At 71.7% G+C, this 16,600-nt stretch carries 13 protein-coding genes and 1 other RNA gene; 3 read left to right on the top strand and 11 right to left on the bottom strand.

All coding sequences use genetic code 11. The features are described 5' to 3' along the window. Positions 1-166: 166 nt before the first annotated feature. Positions 167-1,498, bottom strand: a complete 1,332-nt coding sequence (locus ACH4KB_RS30175) for a nitrate/nitrite transporter (protein WP_398069010.1) — start codon at positions 1,496-1,498, stop codon at positions 167-169. 285 nt (positions 1,499-1,783) lie between these two features. After that, positions 1,784-2,749 (bottom strand): LysR family transcriptional regulator, encoded by a 966-nt coding sequence (locus tag ACH4KB_RS30170; protein WP_398069009.1) that lies wholly within the window; start codon positions 2,747-2,749, stop codon positions 1,784-1,786. Positions 2,750-2,851: 102 nt separating this feature from the next. Between ACH4KB_RS30170 and ACH4KB_RS30165 the strand changes: the two genes are divergently transcribed. Beyond that, positions 2,852-4,405 (top strand): MFS transporter, encoded by a 1,554-nt coding sequence (locus ACH4KB_RS30165; protein ID WP_398069008.1) that lies wholly within the window; start codon positions 2,852-2,854, stop codon positions 4,403-4,405. A 65-nt stretch (positions 4,406-4,470) separates the two neighbouring features. Then, the gene (locus ACH4KB_RS30160) at positions 4,471-6,165 is read left to right on the top strand and encodes a protein kinase (RefSeq protein ID WP_398069007.1); all 1,695 of its coding nucleotides are present in this window, start codon (positions 4,471-4,473) and stop codon (positions 6,163-6,165) included. A 131-nt stretch (positions 6,166-6,296) separates the two neighbouring features. Here ACH4KB_RS30160 and ssrA read toward each other — a convergent pair. From ssrA to ftsE, 5 genes are all read right to left on the bottom strand, one after another. Beyond that, positions 6,297-6,684: a transfer-messenger RNA gene (gene ssrA, locus ACH4KB_RS30155) on the bottom strand. Positions 6,685-6,803: 119 nt separating this feature from the next. Further along, on the bottom strand, positions 6,804-7,292 hold the full coding sequence (gene smpB, locus ACH4KB_RS30150; protein ID WP_397917159.1) for an SsrA-binding protein SmpB: 489 nt from the start codon (positions 7,290-7,292) through the stop codon (positions 6,804-6,806). A gap of 18 nt (positions 7,293-7,310) precedes the next feature. Then, on the bottom strand, positions 7,311-8,498 hold the full coding sequence (locus tag ACH4KB_RS30145) for a S41 family peptidase (protein ID WP_398069006.1): 1,188 nt from the start codon (positions 8,496-8,498) through the stop codon (positions 7,311-7,313). Between the two features lie 68 nt (positions 8,499-8,566). Beyond that, positions 8,567-9,484 carry a permease-like cell division protein FtsX gene (gene ftsX / locus ACH4KB_RS30140; protein WP_097871215.1) on the bottom strand — a complete coding sequence of 306 codons (918 nt, stop codon included), beginning with the start codon at positions 9,482-9,484 and terminating at the stop codon, positions 8,567-8,569. Positions 9,485-9,538: 54 nt separating this feature from the next. Further along, positions 9,539-10,228, bottom strand: a complete 690-nt coding sequence (ftsE, locus tag ACH4KB_RS30135) for a cell division ATP-binding protein FtsE (protein WP_003968787.1) — start codon at positions 10,226-10,228, stop codon at positions 9,539-9,541. Positions 10,229-10,487: 259 nt separating this feature from the next. On the opposite strand from ftsE, the gene ACH4KB_RS30130 reads away from it, so the two are divergent. Next, positions 10,488-10,688, top strand: a complete 201-nt coding sequence (locus tag ACH4KB_RS30130) for a hypothetical protein (protein WP_265601304.1) — start codon at positions 10,488-10,490, stop codon at positions 10,686-10,688. Positions 10,689-10,890: 202 nt separating this feature from the next. Here ACH4KB_RS30130 and ACH4KB_RS30125 read toward each other — a convergent pair whose 3' ends face one another. The 4 genes from ACH4KB_RS30125 to ACH4KB_RS30110 all read right to left on the bottom strand — a co-directional run bounded on the left by ACH4KB_RS30125 (position 10,891) and on the right by ACH4KB_RS30110 (position 16,419). Continuing rightward, positions 10,891-11,673: an LPXTG cell wall anchor domain-containing protein gene (locus ACH4KB_RS30125; RefSeq protein WP_398069005.1), complete on the bottom strand. Its 783-nt coding sequence runs from the start codon at positions 11,671-11,673 to the stop codon at positions 10,891-10,893. Between the two features lie 333 nt (positions 11,674-12,006). Beyond that, positions 12,007-13,113, bottom strand: a complete 1,107-nt coding sequence (prfB, locus tag ACH4KB_RS30120; RefSeq protein ID WP_007448315.1) for a peptide chain release factor 2 — start codon at positions 13,111-13,113, stop codon at positions 12,007-12,009. A gap of 114 nt (positions 13,114-13,227) precedes the next feature. Beyond that, positions 13,228-14,475, bottom strand: coding sequence for a serine/threonine-protein kinase (locus ACH4KB_RS30115; RefSeq protein WP_398069004.1), 1,248 nt, complete (start codon positions 14,473-14,475; stop codon positions 13,228-13,230). Positions 14,476-14,745: 270 nt separating this feature from the next. After that, a complete protein-coding gene (locus ACH4KB_RS30110) occupies positions 14,746-16,419 on the bottom strand; it encodes a serine/threonine-protein kinase (RefSeq protein WP_398069003.1) in 1,674 nt (557 codons plus the stop codon). Positions 16,420-16,600: the final 181 nt, after the last annotated feature.

Here is a 16,600-nt window from a genome sequence, read left to right as displayed (position 1 = left end):
CGTGTTCCCGGCTCCCGTGGTTCCGCTGGTACGCGAAGTGCGAAGGCCCGAGACTGTCAACGATGCGTGACAGGCTCGGTTCCCCCGTATTTCCCGGCCGTTACGTCGTACGACGTCAGGATGTCGTCCCGTGCTCCCTCCGGGGCGACAGGCCCGGCGACAGGCCCTACACCTCCGCGTAACCGAGCCGTCCCCTGGTGGGCACGGGAGCGGGGCGGCGAAGGTATACCGCCCAGGTGAGGGTGAAGCACACCCCGTAGAAGGCGAGGAAGGACCAGAAGGCCGCGGTTCCGGCGCCGGAGGCCTGGAAGGACTGGCGGAAGGCGAGATTGATGGCCAGGCCGCCGAGCGCGCCGACGGCCCCGATGAGGCCCATGGCCGCGCCGGAGAGCCGTCGTCCGTGGGCGGCGGCCGCCTCCCCGTCGAGGCCCCGGGCGAGGGCCTTGGCGTGGAAGATGCCGGGGATCATCTTGTACGTCGATCCGTTGCCGAGGCCCGTCAGGACGAAGAGGGCGGTGAAGCCGGTGAGGAAGACAGGCAGCGAGGCGTTCCCCGAGGCCTGGATGACGACGCCGGTGGCGGCGGCCATCGCGGCGAAGGTGGCCAGAGTGATGCGCGCACCGCCGTACCGGTCGGCGAGCCGGCCTCCGACGGGCCGGATCAGGGAGCCCAGCAGCGGGCCGATGAAGGTGAGCGAGGCGGCCTGGAGCGGGGTCCGGCCGAACTGGGTCTGGAGCACCAGGCCGAAGGCGAAGCTGTAGCCGATGAACGAGCCGAAGGTGCCGATGTAGAGGACCGCCATGATCCAGGTGTGCGGGTCGCGGGCGGCTGCCAGCGCGGCCCCGGTGTCGTTCTTCACGGGCCGGAGGTTGTCCATGTACAGGGCGGCGCAGACGCCGGCCAGGACGATCAGCGGGAGGTACACCCCGAGGACGATCCGTGGGTGCGAGGCCCCCAGCGTGCCGATGACGAGCAGGCCGACGAGCTGGACGACGGGGACGCCGATGTTGCCGCCGCCCGCGTTCAGGCCGAGCGCCCAGCCCTTCTCGCGCAGCGGGAAGAAGGCGTTGATGTTGGTCATCGAGGAGGCGAAGTTGCCGCCGCCGATCCCGGTGAGCGCCGCGACCGCGACGAAGGTGGCGTACGAGGTGCCGGGCTCCATCACCCAGAACGCGGCCAGGGTCGGGACGAGCAGGCTCACCGCGCTGAAGATGGTCCAGTTGCGGCCGCCGAACCGGGCGACGGCGAAGGTGTACGGCACCCGCACCAGGGCGCCGACGAGGGTGGCGGTCGAGATGAGGAAGAACTTCCCGGCCGGGTCGATGCCGTACTCCGGCCCCATGAACAGGACCATCACCGACCAGAGGGTCCAGATGGAGAATCCGATGTGCTCGGAGAGCACGGAGAACCACAGGTTGCGGCGGGCGACGCGTTCGCCCTTCTCCCGCCAGAACGTCTCGTCCTCCGGCTCCCAGGTCTCGATCCAACGGCCTGCCATCACGCGCCTCCACAGGGGGGTCGGGGTGGTGTCCCCGTCGCTTCGGGGTGTCGTCCCGACGCTAGGGAGCCCGCGTTTCGGCGTGGTGCCGTGAGGTGACCGGTGGGCAACCTTGCTCTCACCGGGCCGTTACCGGGCCGGTGAGATGCGGTGTCCGCTACCGCCTGCCGTCCGGCCGGAGCCGCGGCCGGCGCTTGGCGGCGACGTTTTCGGCCCAGCCGAGGGCGAGGACGCAGAGGGCGACGAGGGCGACGAGGGCGCAAAGGGCGATGAGGGCCCAGGCGATCAGGAGCGCATCAGTGACCGATCGCCCTCGGGAAGCCAGGAGCGGGACGGGGGGACCATCCACCCTTCAGCAAGGGCCAACTGGTCAGCAGCGCTACGCAACGCGTCCACGCCGGGGTGGTTCAGACCCTTGCGCCAGACCAGCGCCAGCGGCGAGAGCGGAATCGGGTCGACGAGCGGGCGCAGCACCGTTCCGGGCAGCGCCGGGAAGTCGACGACGGCGAGCACGGGGTGCCCACCCTTCGACATGACCCGCTGAAATTCGGCCACGCCCACGGCGAGCGGAACGGGTGGCGCCATGGTGATGCCCCACTCGGCGAACAGCAGCGCGGCGAGGTCCGTCCACTCCCGTGTCCGCTCATTGCCGGCCCCCGCGTAGACGGTCTCTCCGGCCAGCTCGGCCAGGGCGACGACCTCCCGCGCGGCCAGTGGATGGGAGACGGGCAGCATCAGGGCCATCGGCTCGTACCGCACGGGGTGCACCAAGAGTCCCGCGCGCACCGCGGGGGACAGTCCCGCGGCCCGGCCGAAGGAGGCGTCGAGCCGGCCGGCCAGGATCTCGCCGGCGGCCCAGGTGAGGCCGGATTCGAAGCGGGCCATCAGCTCGCACTCCGGCAGCAGTTCGCGGGCGCGCGCCAGCACCCGGGCGGCGGTCGCGCCGTCGCTGTTCAGGTCGACGAGCAGCGGCCGGGCGGGCCCACCGCTGAAGGCCCCGGACAGTTCGGCGTGCGCGTCGAGCACCCGGCGGGCGTACGGAAGCAGACGCTCCCCGTCCGGGGTGAGCGCGACCTGCCGGGTCGTACGGACGAACAGCTCGGCGCCCAGCTCGCGCTCCAGCCGCCGGACGTCCCGGCTCAGTGCCTGCTGCGCGACGAAGAGGCGGGCGGCGGCCCGGGTGAAGTGCAGTTCGTCGGCGACGGCGAGGAAGGCGCGCAGGAGACGGGGGTCGATGTCGGCGGGAGGCACAGCGCGAATCTACCGCGCTGGACGCCATTCACAACACAGACGCGTGAATGGGCGCGGAGAAGGTGTTGGACCCGGGCGGCGGTCCACGGTCAGCCTGGTCGTATGCCGATATCGCCCGCCGCCGCCCGTCAGCAGTCCGCTCCCCGGCCGGAGCCCGTTCCCCGCTCCGAGTCCGTCCCCCACCCGGAGTCCGCCCCCCAGCCGGTCCCGTCCCGTCGGGCCGTCGCGCCCCGTCCCGGCCCGTCCTCCCGCCCGCCCGCCGCTCCCCGGCCCGTTCTCGCCGGCCGCCCGGACCGGGCCGTCGCACCGCCGCCCACTCCCCTGCTCGCCCTCGCCGGCGGCCAGCTGGTCGCGGCCCCGCGCTCGGTACCTGGGAGCGCCGGGCGGATCGGGGGCGCCTGGCGGAACGGGTACGCCGGGCGGACCGGGGGCGCCGGGCGTCGGCGGTCGTCGAACCCGTACCTCCGGCTGCTGGCCACGCCCGGGGCGCGGGCGTTCACGGCGGGCAACCTGATCGCCCGGCTGCCGATGGGGATGTTCAGCGTCAGCGCGGTCATCATGATCGCCGGGTCCCGGGGTTCGTACGCCCTGGCCGGGGCCGTCACCGCGACCGGGCTGGCCGCGACGGCGGTCGTCGCGCCCTTCACCGCCCGGCTCGTGGACCGCTTCGGGCAGGCGCGCGTCGCGAAGCCCGCCACCGCGCTCGCCGTGCTGGGCTCGCTGGCCCTGGTTCTCTGTGTGCATTACGAGGCCCCGGCCTGGACGCTGTTCGCCGCGTACGCCGCGACCGCGACGACCCCGAACACCGGCGGAATGTCGCGGGCCCGCTGGGCGCACCTGCACCGGGGCGACCCGGCGGCCCTGCACACCGCGAACTCCTTCGAACAGGCCGCCGACGAGCTGTGCTTCATGCTGGGCCCGGTGCTGGCCGCGACGCTCTGCGGGGCGCTGTTCCCGGAGGCGGGCACCCTGGTGGGGGCGGTGCTCCTGATGAGCGGCGTCCTGGTCTTCGCCGCCCAGCGCGCCACGGAACCGCCCGTCACCCCTCGTACGAGGACCGTGGCCTCACCCCTGCGGACGCCGGGGATGCCCGCGCTGCTGGCGGTCTTCCTCGCCACGGGGGCGGTGTTCGGGGCGATGGAGGTGGTCTCCATCGCGCATGCCGGGGGCGCGATCCTGGCGCTCCAGGCGGCGGGTTCGTGCGTGGCGGGCCTGGTCTACGGCTCGCTGCGGCCCGCCCGGAACGTCCGCCTCAGGCTGTTGCTGTGCCTGGCCGGGATGACGGCGCTGATGTCCCTGCCGCTCCTGGCCGCCGCCGGCTCCGCCTCCCTGCCGGTCCTGGCGCTCTGTCTGCTGGTGGCGGGGGCGGCGACCGCGCCGACGATGGTCACGGGCATGACGCTGGTCCAGCGGTCCACGCGCCCGGAGCAGTTGAACGAAGGCATGACGCTCGCGGTGACCGCGCTGCTGGGAGGCATCGCGGCCGGGGCGGCGGCCGGCGGCTGGCTCGTCGAGCACGCGGGCACGGTCACCGGCTACACGGCCCCGGTGTCCGCGGCGGCCCTCGCCCTGGTCATCGCGGGCGCGGGGACGGTCGCAACGGCTTCGGCCCACCCCGACCGGCGGAACAAGGCAGCCACGCCAAAGGGGAGTTGACCTGGGCCGATGACTGGGAGAGGCTGATCCGGCCGCTGTTCACGCGTACCGGGGGGACTTCTCGCATGGCGACCACGACCGGAGGTCTGCGCGTCGGACCGGACTCGGCTCCCGACCGCTACCGGCTGCGACGGTCCATCGGACGCGGCGGCGAGGCGGTCCTCTACCTCGCCGACCTGGAGCTGTCCGGAGAGGCCGAGCCCATCGTGGTGAAGGTCCTGGACACCCGCACCACCATGACGGCCGAGGGCTTCGCCCGGATCAGCGCCGCGTGGAGCGACCAGGCGGAACTGCTCCGTTTCGTGCACCGGGTCGGCGTGATCGGCGTGCGGGAGCACTTCGAGGGCCCGCCCCCGCACCCTCCGGGCCGGGCCGGGGAGAGCACCGGTCGCTGTCTCTACCTGGTGATGAACCATGTGGAGGGGCTGGACCTGCGGGACTGGCGGGCCGAACGCACCCTGGAGACGCCCGCCGAGCGGCGCGAGGCCGTCCGCTGCCTTGAGCAACTGGCCGAGGTGCTGGACCGGCTCCACTCGGGCACCGCCACCCCGTCGGGCCGCGTGGTGGTGCACGGCGACCTGTCGCCCGGCAATGTGATGGTCGACGCCGACGGACAGGCCACCCTGGTCGACTTCGGGCTGAGCAAGCTCGCCCCCGAACACCGCACGACCGAGGTCTGGTTCACCCCCGGGTTCGCGGCACCGGAGGTGCACGAAGGCGTGCGTTCCCCGGCGGCCGACCGGTACGCGTTCGGCGCCATCGCCTACTTCCTGCTCAGCGGCGAGACCCCGCCCACGGCTCCGGAGCAGCTGCGCGAGCGGTTCACCGCGCTGCCCGAGGTCACCGGCCTGCCGCCCGAGCGGCGGGCCGCCCTGCTCCAGCTGTACGACGCCGACCCGGCCCGCCGGCCGGAGTCGCTGACCGGCTGGGTACGGCAGTTGCGCCCGGCGGTGGTCACGACGACCTCCCGCGCCCGCACCGCCGCGGCCCCTCCCCGGCCGGCGGCCCCGCCGCCCGGGGGCGCGCCCTCCGCGCGCCCGCACTACGTCGCACCGCAGCCACCGCCGCCGGCGCAACCGCCCGCGGCGGCCCCCGGCCCGGGGCGGCCCCGCTCGAAGTACCTGCTGCCGCTGGGCGCGGCGGCCGCCGTGGTCCTGCTGGTGACGGGCGCGGTCCTGGGCTCCCAGCTGGCCTCCGACGACGGCGACACCGCGTCCGGCAAGCACCCGGGGGCGACCCGCACGGCTTCGGGGAGTCCCACGACCGATCCGAGCCCCGAGCCCGGTGCCCCGTCGGAAACACCCCGTACACCGACGGCCGACCCGCCCGCCACCCCGGACGCGACGCCCTCTTCGGAGCCCCCCGCGAGGGAGCCCCAGTCCCTGACGGCACTGACGCCGGTGGACGGCTCCGAATGGGACACCGAACCGGCCGTCCTGAACACCCGCGCTTTCGAAACGGCGCTGACCAAACGCCTGCCCTGCTTCGGGGAGACCAGCTCCACCGAGTACAACCTGGAACGCGCCTGGTCCTCCCTCCGCTTCACCGGCGGCATCACGGACGACTCCCCCCAGTCGCAGGGCAAGGTGACATTCGTCGGCGACGGAAAGATCCTGGCGTCCGGGACCCTGTCCCTCGGCAAGGAGCGGACCTTCGACGTACCGGTCGCCGATGTACTGCGGCTGCGCGTCACCCTGGCCACCGCGTCCGGCGACTGCCAGGGCATCGCCGCTTTCGCCGACCCCGTACTGGAACCCTGACACGTCCCGCCGCCCTGGAGGGGCCCTGACCAAGCTAAGGGCTGTCCCGCAATTCCCGGCGGGACAGCCCTTAGACATGGGAAAAGCCTCCGCCCCGCGAGTGAACTCGCGGGGCGGAGGCTTACATGGGGTGGTGGAGATGGCGGGAATCGAACCCGCGTCCAACGGTGCGGAACCAGGGCTTCTCCGAGTGCAGTTCGCTGCGCTTTTCTCGGCCCCGGAGGTCACGCGAACAAGCCTCCGACAGGCCCAGCCACTGTTTGATTTCCTTCTCGGCCCCGTGGCCGGGCCGAGAAGTTTAGATCCCTAGTTGATGCCAGGATCCGGGTCGGGACCACCCCCGGGCTGACACTCCGCAGAGTCTTCGCTTAGCTGCTAATTAGGCAGCGAGGGCGAAGGCGGAGGAATCGCGCTTGGAATTGGCGATTATTGTTTGCGACATATGGTTTACGAGATCATTGCCGCTTCCTCGACTCGCTTCCCCTGCTTCGACATCCGCTGTCGAAACCGATCATCCCCATGTTGATTTTTCAAAACGCGCACCTTCGCTGAGGTGCACGGCCCATCGTACGTGACCAACGCCGGACGATGCCACTGTATTCCTGCCCGGCCGCCGGCCCCGCCGGGACAGGCGCCGCTCAGGCGCTGCGCTGGCGCCGGCGGGCCGCCGAGATGGCGCGGTTCGTCTCCCGCGTGTCCTGCTTCTCGCGGAGCGTCTGCCGCTTGTCGTACTCCTTCTTGCCCTTCGCGAGCGCGATCTCGACCTTGACCCGGCCGTCCTTGAAGTACAGCGCGAGCGGCACGATCGTGTGGCCGCTCTCCTGGGACTTCGACGCCAGCTTGTCGATCTCGGCCCGGTGCAGCAGCAGCTTCCGCTTCCGCTTGGCCGTGTGGTTGGTCCAGGTGCCCTGGACGTACTCGGGTACGTGGATGTTGTGGAGCCAGGCCTCGTGGTCGTCGATCTGGACGAAGCCGTCGACCAGGGAGGCCCGTCCCATGCGCAGGGACTTGACCTCCGTACCCATGAGGACGAGGCCGCACTCGTAGGTGTCGAGGATCGTGTAGTCGTGCCGCGCCTTCTTGTTCTGCGCGATCATCTTGCGCCCGGTGTCTTTTTCCTTCGCCATAGTGCGGTCATTTTCGCACTACGACCCACCCCCGAGGCCACTCAATACCGTCTCGGCCCGCTGCTGCGCCCTCTCCCCCACCACGAGGTCGGGTGTGATGCCCCTGCCGTCGACGTTCCGGCCGTTCGGCGTGCGGTAGTGGCCGACGGTCAGCTCGGCCACCGAACCGCCCGGAAGCTCGCTGGGCATCTGCACGGAGCCCTTGCCGAAGGTGGGCGACCCGACGGTGACCGCGCGGCCCCGGTCCTGGAGCGCACCGGTCAGCAGCTCGGCGGCGCTCATCGTGCCGCCGTCGACCAGGACGACGAGCGGGCGGTCCGTGTCACCGCCCGGATCGGCGTACAGGGCCTGCTGCTCCCCGTGTACGTCGTACGTGGCGACCAGGCCGCCGTCCAGGAAGGCGGAGGCGGCGACGACGGCCTCGGTGACGAGTCCGCCGGAGTTGGCGCGCAGGTCGAGCAGTATCCCGGCCCCGTCGGGGGCCTCACGGACCGCTTCCCGGACCTCGGCCCCGGCGCCCTTGGTGAACGCGGCGACCTTGACCAGGACCGCCGACGACGGTTCGGCCCCCAGCCGCCGCACGGTGACCGCCTCGGTGGTCAGCCGGGCCCGCCGTAGGGTCTCGGTCCAGGCCCGGCCCTCCCGCGCCAAACCGAGCTCCACCCGGCTGCCCTCGGCCGCTCCCGTACCGTCGCCGCGCAGCAACGCCACGACCTCCGCGACGGGGCGCTTGCCGACCGCGCGGCCGTCCAGGGTGCGCAGCAGGTCGCCGGCGCGGATGCCGGCCCGGTCGGCGGGACCGCCGGCCTGCACGCGGGACACGGTGACGTGGCCGCGGTCGGTGCGCCGGGCGGAGAGCCCGACGCCGGTGTAGGAGCCGTCCAGCGCCTGCTCGAACTCCTCGTACTCCCGCTCGTCGTAGACCGCGCCCCAGCGATCGCCACTACGGCTGACGACCTCCTCCGCGGCGTCCTTCACGGACTTCCCGTCCGCCTCGGCCTGGGCGGCGGCGTCCTCGATCTCGTCGCGGTCGACCGGGGCGACGGTGGAGGAGACGGCACGCGTCTGCGGCCCGGCCGCGGAAGCGGGGTCCTGCGGCAGAGATCCGGTCGCGGCTCCGGTGGCGAGGGCACACCCGAAGACCAATGTCAGGGCCGCCCCGCGGCAGAGGCCGCGGGGCCGGAAGCGGTGCGAACAACCCGACATGGCGCCGAGTCTAGGACAAGCCCCCTGGGGCGCACGGGCACTCGCCCGTGCGCCCCAGGGGGCACATGTCACACCTTCAGGTACTTGCGCAGCGCGAACAGAGCGGCGACGGCGGGCATCAGCAGACCGATCGCGAGCACCAGCGGGAGCTTGGTGAGGACCGCGTCCCAGCCGATGAAGTTGATCAGGTTCAGCTTCTCCTGGAGCGCGAGGCCGCCGTCGATCAGGAAGTACCGTCCGCCGAGCAGCATGGCGCAGGCCAGCACGCCGCCGATGAGGCCGGCGACGGCCGCCTCCATGATGAAGGGGGCCTGGATGTAGAAGCCGGAGGCTCCGACGAGGCGCATGATGCCCGTCTCACGTCTCCGGCTGAACGCGGAGACGCGCACGGTGTTGACGATCAGGATCAGCGCGATGACCAGCATCAGGATCATCACGTAGACCGCGACGGCGTTCATGCCGTTCATCAGCTCGAAGAGCTGGTCCAGGATGGACCGCTGGTCCTGGACGGACTGCACCCCGTCGCGCCCGGCGAAGGCCGTCGCGACGACCTTGTACTTCTGCGGGTCGTCCAGCTTGACCCGGAACGACTCCTGCATCTGGTCGGGCGTGATGTTGCCCGCCATCGGGGAGTCGCCGAACTGCTCCTGGTAGTGCTTGTACGCCTCGTCGACCGTCTCGAAGTGGACCGTCTCGACGGCGTCCATCTTCTCCAGGTCGACCTTGATCTGTTCCTTCTGCTCCTTGGTGACAGCCCCCTTGGCGCACTTGGGCATGTCCTTGGCGTCGTTCTTGTTGCAGAGGAAGATCGAGACGTTGACCTTGTCGTACCAGTAGTCCTTCATCGTGCTGACCTGCTCGCGCATCAGCAGCGCACCGCCGAACAGGGCGAGCGAGAGGGCGACGGAGACCACGACCGCGAAGGTCATCGTGAGGTTGCGGCGGAGACCGACGCCGATCTCCGACAGGACGAACTGGGCGCGCATGGCGTCCTTTCAGTACTCGATGCTCGAAATGCACGAGGGGCCGGAGCCCGTCGGTCAGTGCTGGTAGCCGTAGACGCCGCGTGCCTGGTCGCGTACGAGACGGCCCTGCTCGAGCTCGATGACGCGCTTGCGCATCTGGTCGACGATGTTCTGGTCGTGGGTCGCCATGATCACGGTGGTGCCGGTCCGGTTGATCCGGTCCAGCAGCTTCATGATGCCGACGGAGGTCTGCGGGTCGAGGTTGCCGGTCGGCTCGTCCGCGATCAGCAGCATGGGACGGTTCACGAAGGCGCGGGCGATGGCCACGCGCTGCTGTTCACCACCGGAGAGCTCACCGGGCATCCGCTCCTCCTTGCCGCCGAGGCCGACGAGGTCGAGGACCTGGGGCACGGCCTTGCGGATCTCGCCGCGGGGCTTGCCGATGACCTCCTGCGCGAAGGCCACGTTCTCCGCGACCGTCTTGTTGGGCAGCAGGCGGAAGTCCTGGAAGACCGTCCCCAGCTGGCGGCGCATCTGCGGCACCTTCCAGTTGGACAGCCGCGCGAGATCCTTGCCGAGCACATGGACCATGCCCGTGCTGGCGCGCTCCTCGCGCAGGATCAGTCGCATGAAGGTCGACTTGCCGGAGCCGGAGGACCCCACCAGGAAGACGAACTCACCCTTCTCGATGTCCAACGAGACATCGCGCAGAGCCGGTCGGGTCTGCTTCGGGTAGGTCTTGGAGACGTTGTCGAATCGGATCACGGATGCACCACGGTCGGCCGGGAGTAGGTGAGCGTGACCATACGCGAACCGGGCTCACGCGTGCAGGCGGCGTCCTGCAATGGGCGTTTTATGGCAGATCACCCCCTGGAACGAACCGGGTCGTGCCGGACCTTGACCGGCGGGCCGCGCCGAAATCGCCGCGAGCTGGCACAGTGGTGGGGGGAACGGTTGCGTTTCCGTGAGCGTTGTGCGGAGAGAAGCAGGTAAGCGGCTCCGCCGCGCGGGAGGAGGAATGCGCATGACCTATGACCGACTGGTGTGCGCGAACTGCGCGTCCCCCGTCACCGAGGGCCGGTGCCGCGTCTGCCGCGCCGTGCGGCAGCAGATGCTGGAGGAGCAGGGCCAGGGCCCGCTGGCCGGGATGAGCCCGGCCATGCTGATCGCCCTGATGGTGGTGCTGTTGACCGCGCTCGCGCTGCTGGCGCACCAAGCGGCCTGATCCGGCCCGCACGGCCCTTCGGGGCCGCCCCTCATCGCCCCTTCGGGGCTACCAGACGTATGCGTACGGCCGCCTGAGCGGTTCGGGCACGCAGAAGGGCCCGGGAGGCGTCGTACGCCTCCCGGGCCCTTCTGCGTGCTGTGCCGTGCCGCGTACGGGCCGGACCCGCGCCCTCTACGCGCCGGTACGGTCCGCTGCGGACCTAGGCGACCGTGCGACCGCCGCCGACGAGGCGCGGCAGGATACGGAAGCCGATGCCGCCCGCGATCATCGTCGCGGCGCCGATGACCAGGAAGGTCGTCTCGGCCGCACCGGTCTCGGCGAGCTCTTCCTTGCCCTTGCTCTGCTCGACCGGCTGGTTGCCGACGCTGTCGGTGTCCGTGTTGTCGGTGCAAGCGGCACCGTCGGAGTCGACGACGCAGTCACCGGCCCCGCCGGCAGGGACCGGGGAAGACGGGTCCTTCGGGTCCGACGGAGCGGTCGGGTCCTTCGGGTCCTTCGGCGGGTCCACCGGGTCGGTCGGCGGGTCAACCGGGTCGACCGGCGGGTCAACCGGGTCGACCGGCGGGTCGACCGGCGGGTCAACCGGAGGATCGACCGGCGGGTCCACCGGCGGGTCAACCGGAGGATCGACCGGCGGGTCCACCGGCGGGTCCACCGGCGGGTCCACCGGCGGGTCAACCGGCGGGTCCACCGGCGGGTCAACCGGCGGGTCAACCGGCGGGTCAACCGGCGGGTCAACCGGCGGGTCAACCGGCGGGTCGATCGGCGGGTCGATCGGGTCGCCCGGGTTGTTCGGGTCTTCCGGCTCGGTCGGGTCGTCGTCCCCGTCCAGCAGGCCCGTCTGGACCTGAACGTCGGCGACGCCGGAGTCGACGCCGAATTCAAGCGCCTGCGCCGCTCCGGCCGCAGTCAGCGAAGCACCCGCGGCGATGACCGCACCAGCGGCGATCCGCGCGACGCGCATACGCGTCTTCTTCGTCATGTGTTGCTACCCCCAGTAGCCGATCTCGTCATTGGAGCAGCCATATGCGGGCCGTGGGCTGACCCTGCGGGGAATCTCTCGGCAAGGCCACGTCGTTTCGTGGTCACTTTGCCAGCCCCCCGGTTCACACCCGTCCCAGACATACGCATGCTGCTCTAGCACCCTGGCCAGAGTTAAGGATTGCGTCAAGGCCGTTCCGTGCACTACACGCCGGTATGGGGGTTCTTGACGGCTATTCGGAAGCCGGACTGTGACGCATCGGGCACAGGTCCTCCGCAACGGAGGAAGGCCCGGACAGTCGCCTGTCCGGGCCCAGTCTCCGTACCTCCGAGGCTACTTCTCGCTCTGCTTGCGCCAGCGGATGCCCGCCTCGACGAAGCCGTCGATCTCGCCGTTGAAGACCGCTTCGGGGTTGCCCATCTCGAACTCCGTACGCAGGTCCTTGACCATCTGGTACGGGTGCAGGACGTACGAACGCATCTGGTTGCCCCAGGAGTTGCCGCCGTCGCCCTTGAGCGCGTTCATCTTCGCCTGCTCCTCCTGGCGGCGGCGCTCAAGGAGCTTCGCCTGGAGGACGTTCATCGCGGACGCCTTGTTCTGGATCTGCGAACGCTCGTTCTGGCAGGAGACGACGATGCCGGTGGGCAGGTGGGTCAGACGGACCGCGGAGTCCGTGGTGTTGACGCCCTGTCCGCCGGGGCCCGAGGAGCGGTACACGTCCACGCGCAGCTCGGACTCGTCGATCTCGATGTGGTCGGTCTGCTCGACGACCGGGAGCACCTCGACGCCGGCGAAGGACGTCTGGCGGCGGCCCTGGTTGTCGAAGGGCGAGATGCGGACCAGGCGGTGGGTGCCCTGTTCGACGGAGAGCGTGCCGTAGGCGTACGGGACCTGGACGGCGAAGGTGGTCGACTTGATGCCGGCCTCTTCCGCGTACGCGGTCTCGTAGACCTCGGTCTTGTAGTTGTGCCGCTCGGCCCAGCGGATGTACATGCGCTGGAGCTTCTCGGCGAAGTCGGCGGCGTCGACGCCGCCGGCCTCGGCCCGGATGGTCACCAGGGCCTCGCGCGCGTCGTACTCGCCGGAGAGGAGCGTGCGGACCTCCATCTCGTCCAGCGCCTTCTTCACCGACTCCAGCTCGGTCTCGGCCTCCGCCTGGGCATCGGCGTCGCCCTCGTCCGCGGCGAGCTCGAAGAGGACTTCGAGATCGTCGATGCGGCCGCGCAGGGTCTCGGCCTTGCGGACCTCGGCCTGGAGGTGGGAAAGCTTGCTGGTGATTTTCTGGGCCGCCTCCGGGTCGTCCCACAGGGACGGCGCCGCAGCCTGCTCCTCGAGCGCGGCGATGTCCGCCCTCAGCGCATCCAGGTCCAGGACGGCCTCGATCGACCCCATGGTCGAGGAGAGGGACTTCAGCTCTTCGGAAATATCGACGACTGCCACGGGTCCAGCGTAACGGCTGGGCGGATGAAGCTTGCCCTCGCCCGGAAACCGGTTGCCGGTCCCGGACCGGGGCGAGGGTTTCCGGAGGCCCTGCCACGGGCTTCCGACGTGTCCTTATGGGGTCGCCGGCGCGGAGTTCTCGCTGTCCTGGGGCGCCGGGCCCCCGTCGCCGTCGCCGCCGGCCAGCAGGCCGCCGACCACGACGGCCGCACAGAGGGCGAGGGCGGCGACACCGAGGGTGATGCGGCGTTTGCGGACGGCCGCCGACTTGTTGCGGGCGGAGCCTGGCCGGGGCCGGCCCGGGGCGCGGGGGGCGCGGGCCGTCCCGAGGGGGCCGCCCGCCAGCTCGTCCGGGGCGGGGACGCGCATGCTCGTGTGGGTGTCCCGGGTGGAGTCGGGAGCGGAGCCGGGCACCAGCGGGACCGCGCCGCGGCGGCGGGGCTCCTCGGCGGCCGGGGTGTACTGCTGCTCGTCGTAGGCGGCGGGCTGCTGGTCGTTCTCCTCCGGGCCCGGCTCGTCCACCTCCAGCGGGGGTATCCCCGCCAGCAGGGGCAGCAGGTCGCGCAGCCGTACGGCGAGCTCCGAGGCGCGCAGCCGGGAGGCGGGGGCCTTGGCCAGGCACTGGACCAGGAGCTGCCAGAGCTCCTCGGGGATGCCGGGGAGCGGGACGACGGTCTCGGTGACGTGGCGGCGCAGGACCGCGCCGGGGTGGCCGCCGCCGAAGGGCGTGAATCCGGCGAGCAGCTCGTAGAGCACGGTCGCCAGGGCGTAGATGTCGACGGCGGCGCGCGGCGGGAGGCCCTCGACGATCTCGGGGGCCAGGTAGTCCGGCGTACCGATGATCTTCGTGGCCTTGGTGCGGCGCGGGGTGTCGATCAGCTTGGCGACGCCGAAGTCGGTGAGCAGGGCCGGGTGCGCGCCACCGGGGCCGAGCGGGCCCTCCATGTCGAGCAGGATGTTCTCCGGCTTGACGTCACGGTGGACCACGTGGGCCTTGTGCGCGGCGGCGAGCCCGTCGGCGACGTCCGCGATGATCGCGACGGCGGCCTCGGGGGCGAGGCGGCGTTCGCGGTCGAGGCGGGTGCGCAGGTCGGTGCCGCGTACGAGGGTCATGACCAGGGCCAGGTCGTTGCCGTCCACGACGAGGTCCCGGACGGCGACCACGTGCGGGTGGACGAGTCCGAGCAGGGCTGTGCGCTCCTGCACGAAGCGGCCCACGAGCTCCTGGTCGGACGCGAGGTCCTCACGGAGCAGCTTGATGGCGACCGGGCCCTCGGGCCCTTCGCCGAGCCATACCGTGCCGGCGCTGCCGCGCCCCAGGATCTGGTGGGCCGTGTACCGGCTGCCGATATTCCGTGCCAAGACTGCTCCCTCAGCGGCTGGCGGTGGACCCCCGGTCGACAAAGTTACGCGGCGTTCGGGGTGTCACGCGCCCTGGATGGCACCGACCTTCACTTCTCCGGGCCAAATAGACCCGGAGAAGTCGACAAAGGGACAGGGTTACGTGTCGGACCGCGCCCGACGGACACGGGTCGGACCGCGCCCGACGGTTACGGACCGGACCGCGCCCGACCGTTGCACCCAGGACCTCGCCCGACCGTTAAGCGTCGGGCGCCGCCCGGCGGTTTCTGGTCAGGCCCCGCCCGTGCTGTCGCCGACCTTGGAGATCCAGTCGGTGACCGTGCCGATCGCGTCGCCGATCGCCTCCCAGTAGCCCTTGCCCTGGGCGACCCAGTCCTGGAGCGGGGTCAGCTCCCAGATGAGCCAGCCGGCGACGATCAGGAGCACCACGGTGAACAGGCAGCCCTTGAGGCAGCCGAGTCCGGGGATGCGCATCGGGTTGGCGCCGCGCTGCCTCGGCGGACGCGGCTCGCGCGGCGGTCGCGGGGCCGGCTGCTGGGGCTGCTGCGGCTGCGGGGGCGGCTGCGGGGGTGCGTACTGCTGCCGCTGGGGCGGCTGCGGCTGCTGGTACCGCTGCGGCTGCTGCTGATGTTGCGGTGGGTACTGCTGGTGCTGCGGAGGCGGCTGGCGGCGCTGGGGCGGCTGCTGCTGATGGGGCTGCTGCGGCGGCTGCTGGCGCTGGGGGCGGCGGCGCAGCGGGTCCTGGCTCGGGTCGAGGTACTGGACCTGGGTCTGCTCGTTGCGGTCACGGGCCGCCTGGAGCTGCGACTGCCAGGGGTGCGGCCCGTCCGGCTGCGGCGGCCCGTCGGGGCGCTGCGGCACGGGCGGCAGGACGGCGGTCGGGTCGGCGTGGCCGCCGGGCCCGCCCTGGCCGCCCCCGGGGCCGGTCTGCGGGAGCACGTTCGTGGCGGCGGCGGGGTCGTAGGAGCCCGCGTTGCTCGGCAGCACCTGCGTGGGGTCGGCCGCGCCCGGGGTTTCCGGGACGGCGGTGGGCGCCGGGTCGGGGGCGAGCAGGGCGCCCACCCCTTCGGCGGCGGCGATCTGGGCGGAGTTCGCGTGGACGCCGATGCCCGAGGCGACCGTACGCAGACCGCGGGCCAGGTTCTCGGAGCTGGGCCGCCGGTCGGGGTCCTTGCTCAGGCAGCGCTCTATGACCGTCCACAGCGGGGCCGGGACGTTGGAGGGGCGGCGGGGCTCCTCGCTGAGGTGCCGGTGCAGGACTTCGAGGGCGGTGCCCCCGGCGAACGGCGGGCGGCCGGTGACCAGCTCGTACAGCAGGATGCCCGCGCCGTAGATGTCGACGGCGGAGGTCTGCGGGCGGCCTTCCGCGGACTCCGGCGCCACGTAGGCGGGTGTGCCGACGAACTCGTGGGTCCGGGTCAGGCCCGGGGAGTCGGCCAGCCGCGCGATGCCGAAGTCGGTGAGCATCGGGTGCATCTGGCCGTCGCGCTCGTCGACCAGCACGTTGGCCGGCTTGAGGTCACGGTGGACGACGCCGTCGGCGTGGCTGGCGGCCAGCGCGTCCGCGATCTGCGCGGTGAGCAGGGAAGCGGCGACCGGGGTGAGCGGGCCGTTCTCGCGGAGGTAGCGGTGCAGGTCGGGGCCGTCGATCAGGTCCATCACCAGGGCGAGGAGATCGCCCTCGACGACGAGGTCCCGGGTGCGCACGATGTTGGGGTGCGTGAGCCGCAGCAGGACGGAGCGCTCCCGCAGGAACCGCATCACGACGTCGGCGTCGTTGGCCAGCTCCTCCTTGAGGACCTTGATGGCCACGGTCTCGCCCGGCTGACCCGCGACGGCTGCCTCGGCGCCCGCGGTCTCCCGCTGGCGGGCTCGCCAGACGGTGCCCGTGGCGCCGCGTCCGAGCGGCTCCTCGAGCAGGTACTTGCTGCCTACCGGCCGCACGTCATGCGCTCCCTGCTGATCGTGGTGCTTGCGGTCCCCCAGGGGTCTTGTCCGCTCCCCGGGCCCGCCGAATGTTCCGGCCCACTGTAGTGCCGCCGAACGGGGCACCGGGGGCTCACGTTTCGGGGGAAGACGCGCGGACCGGGCGGAAGGTTGCCGCACGGCTGATCACAGGTCGGTC

The sequence above is a fragment of the Streptomyces sp. NPDC017520 genome, from assembly GCF_044329855.1.
Lineage (GTDB): Bacteria > Actinomycetota > Actinomycetes > Streptomycetales > Streptomycetaceae > Streptomyces.
This window is presented reverse-complemented; position numbering and strand designations above follow the sequence as displayed.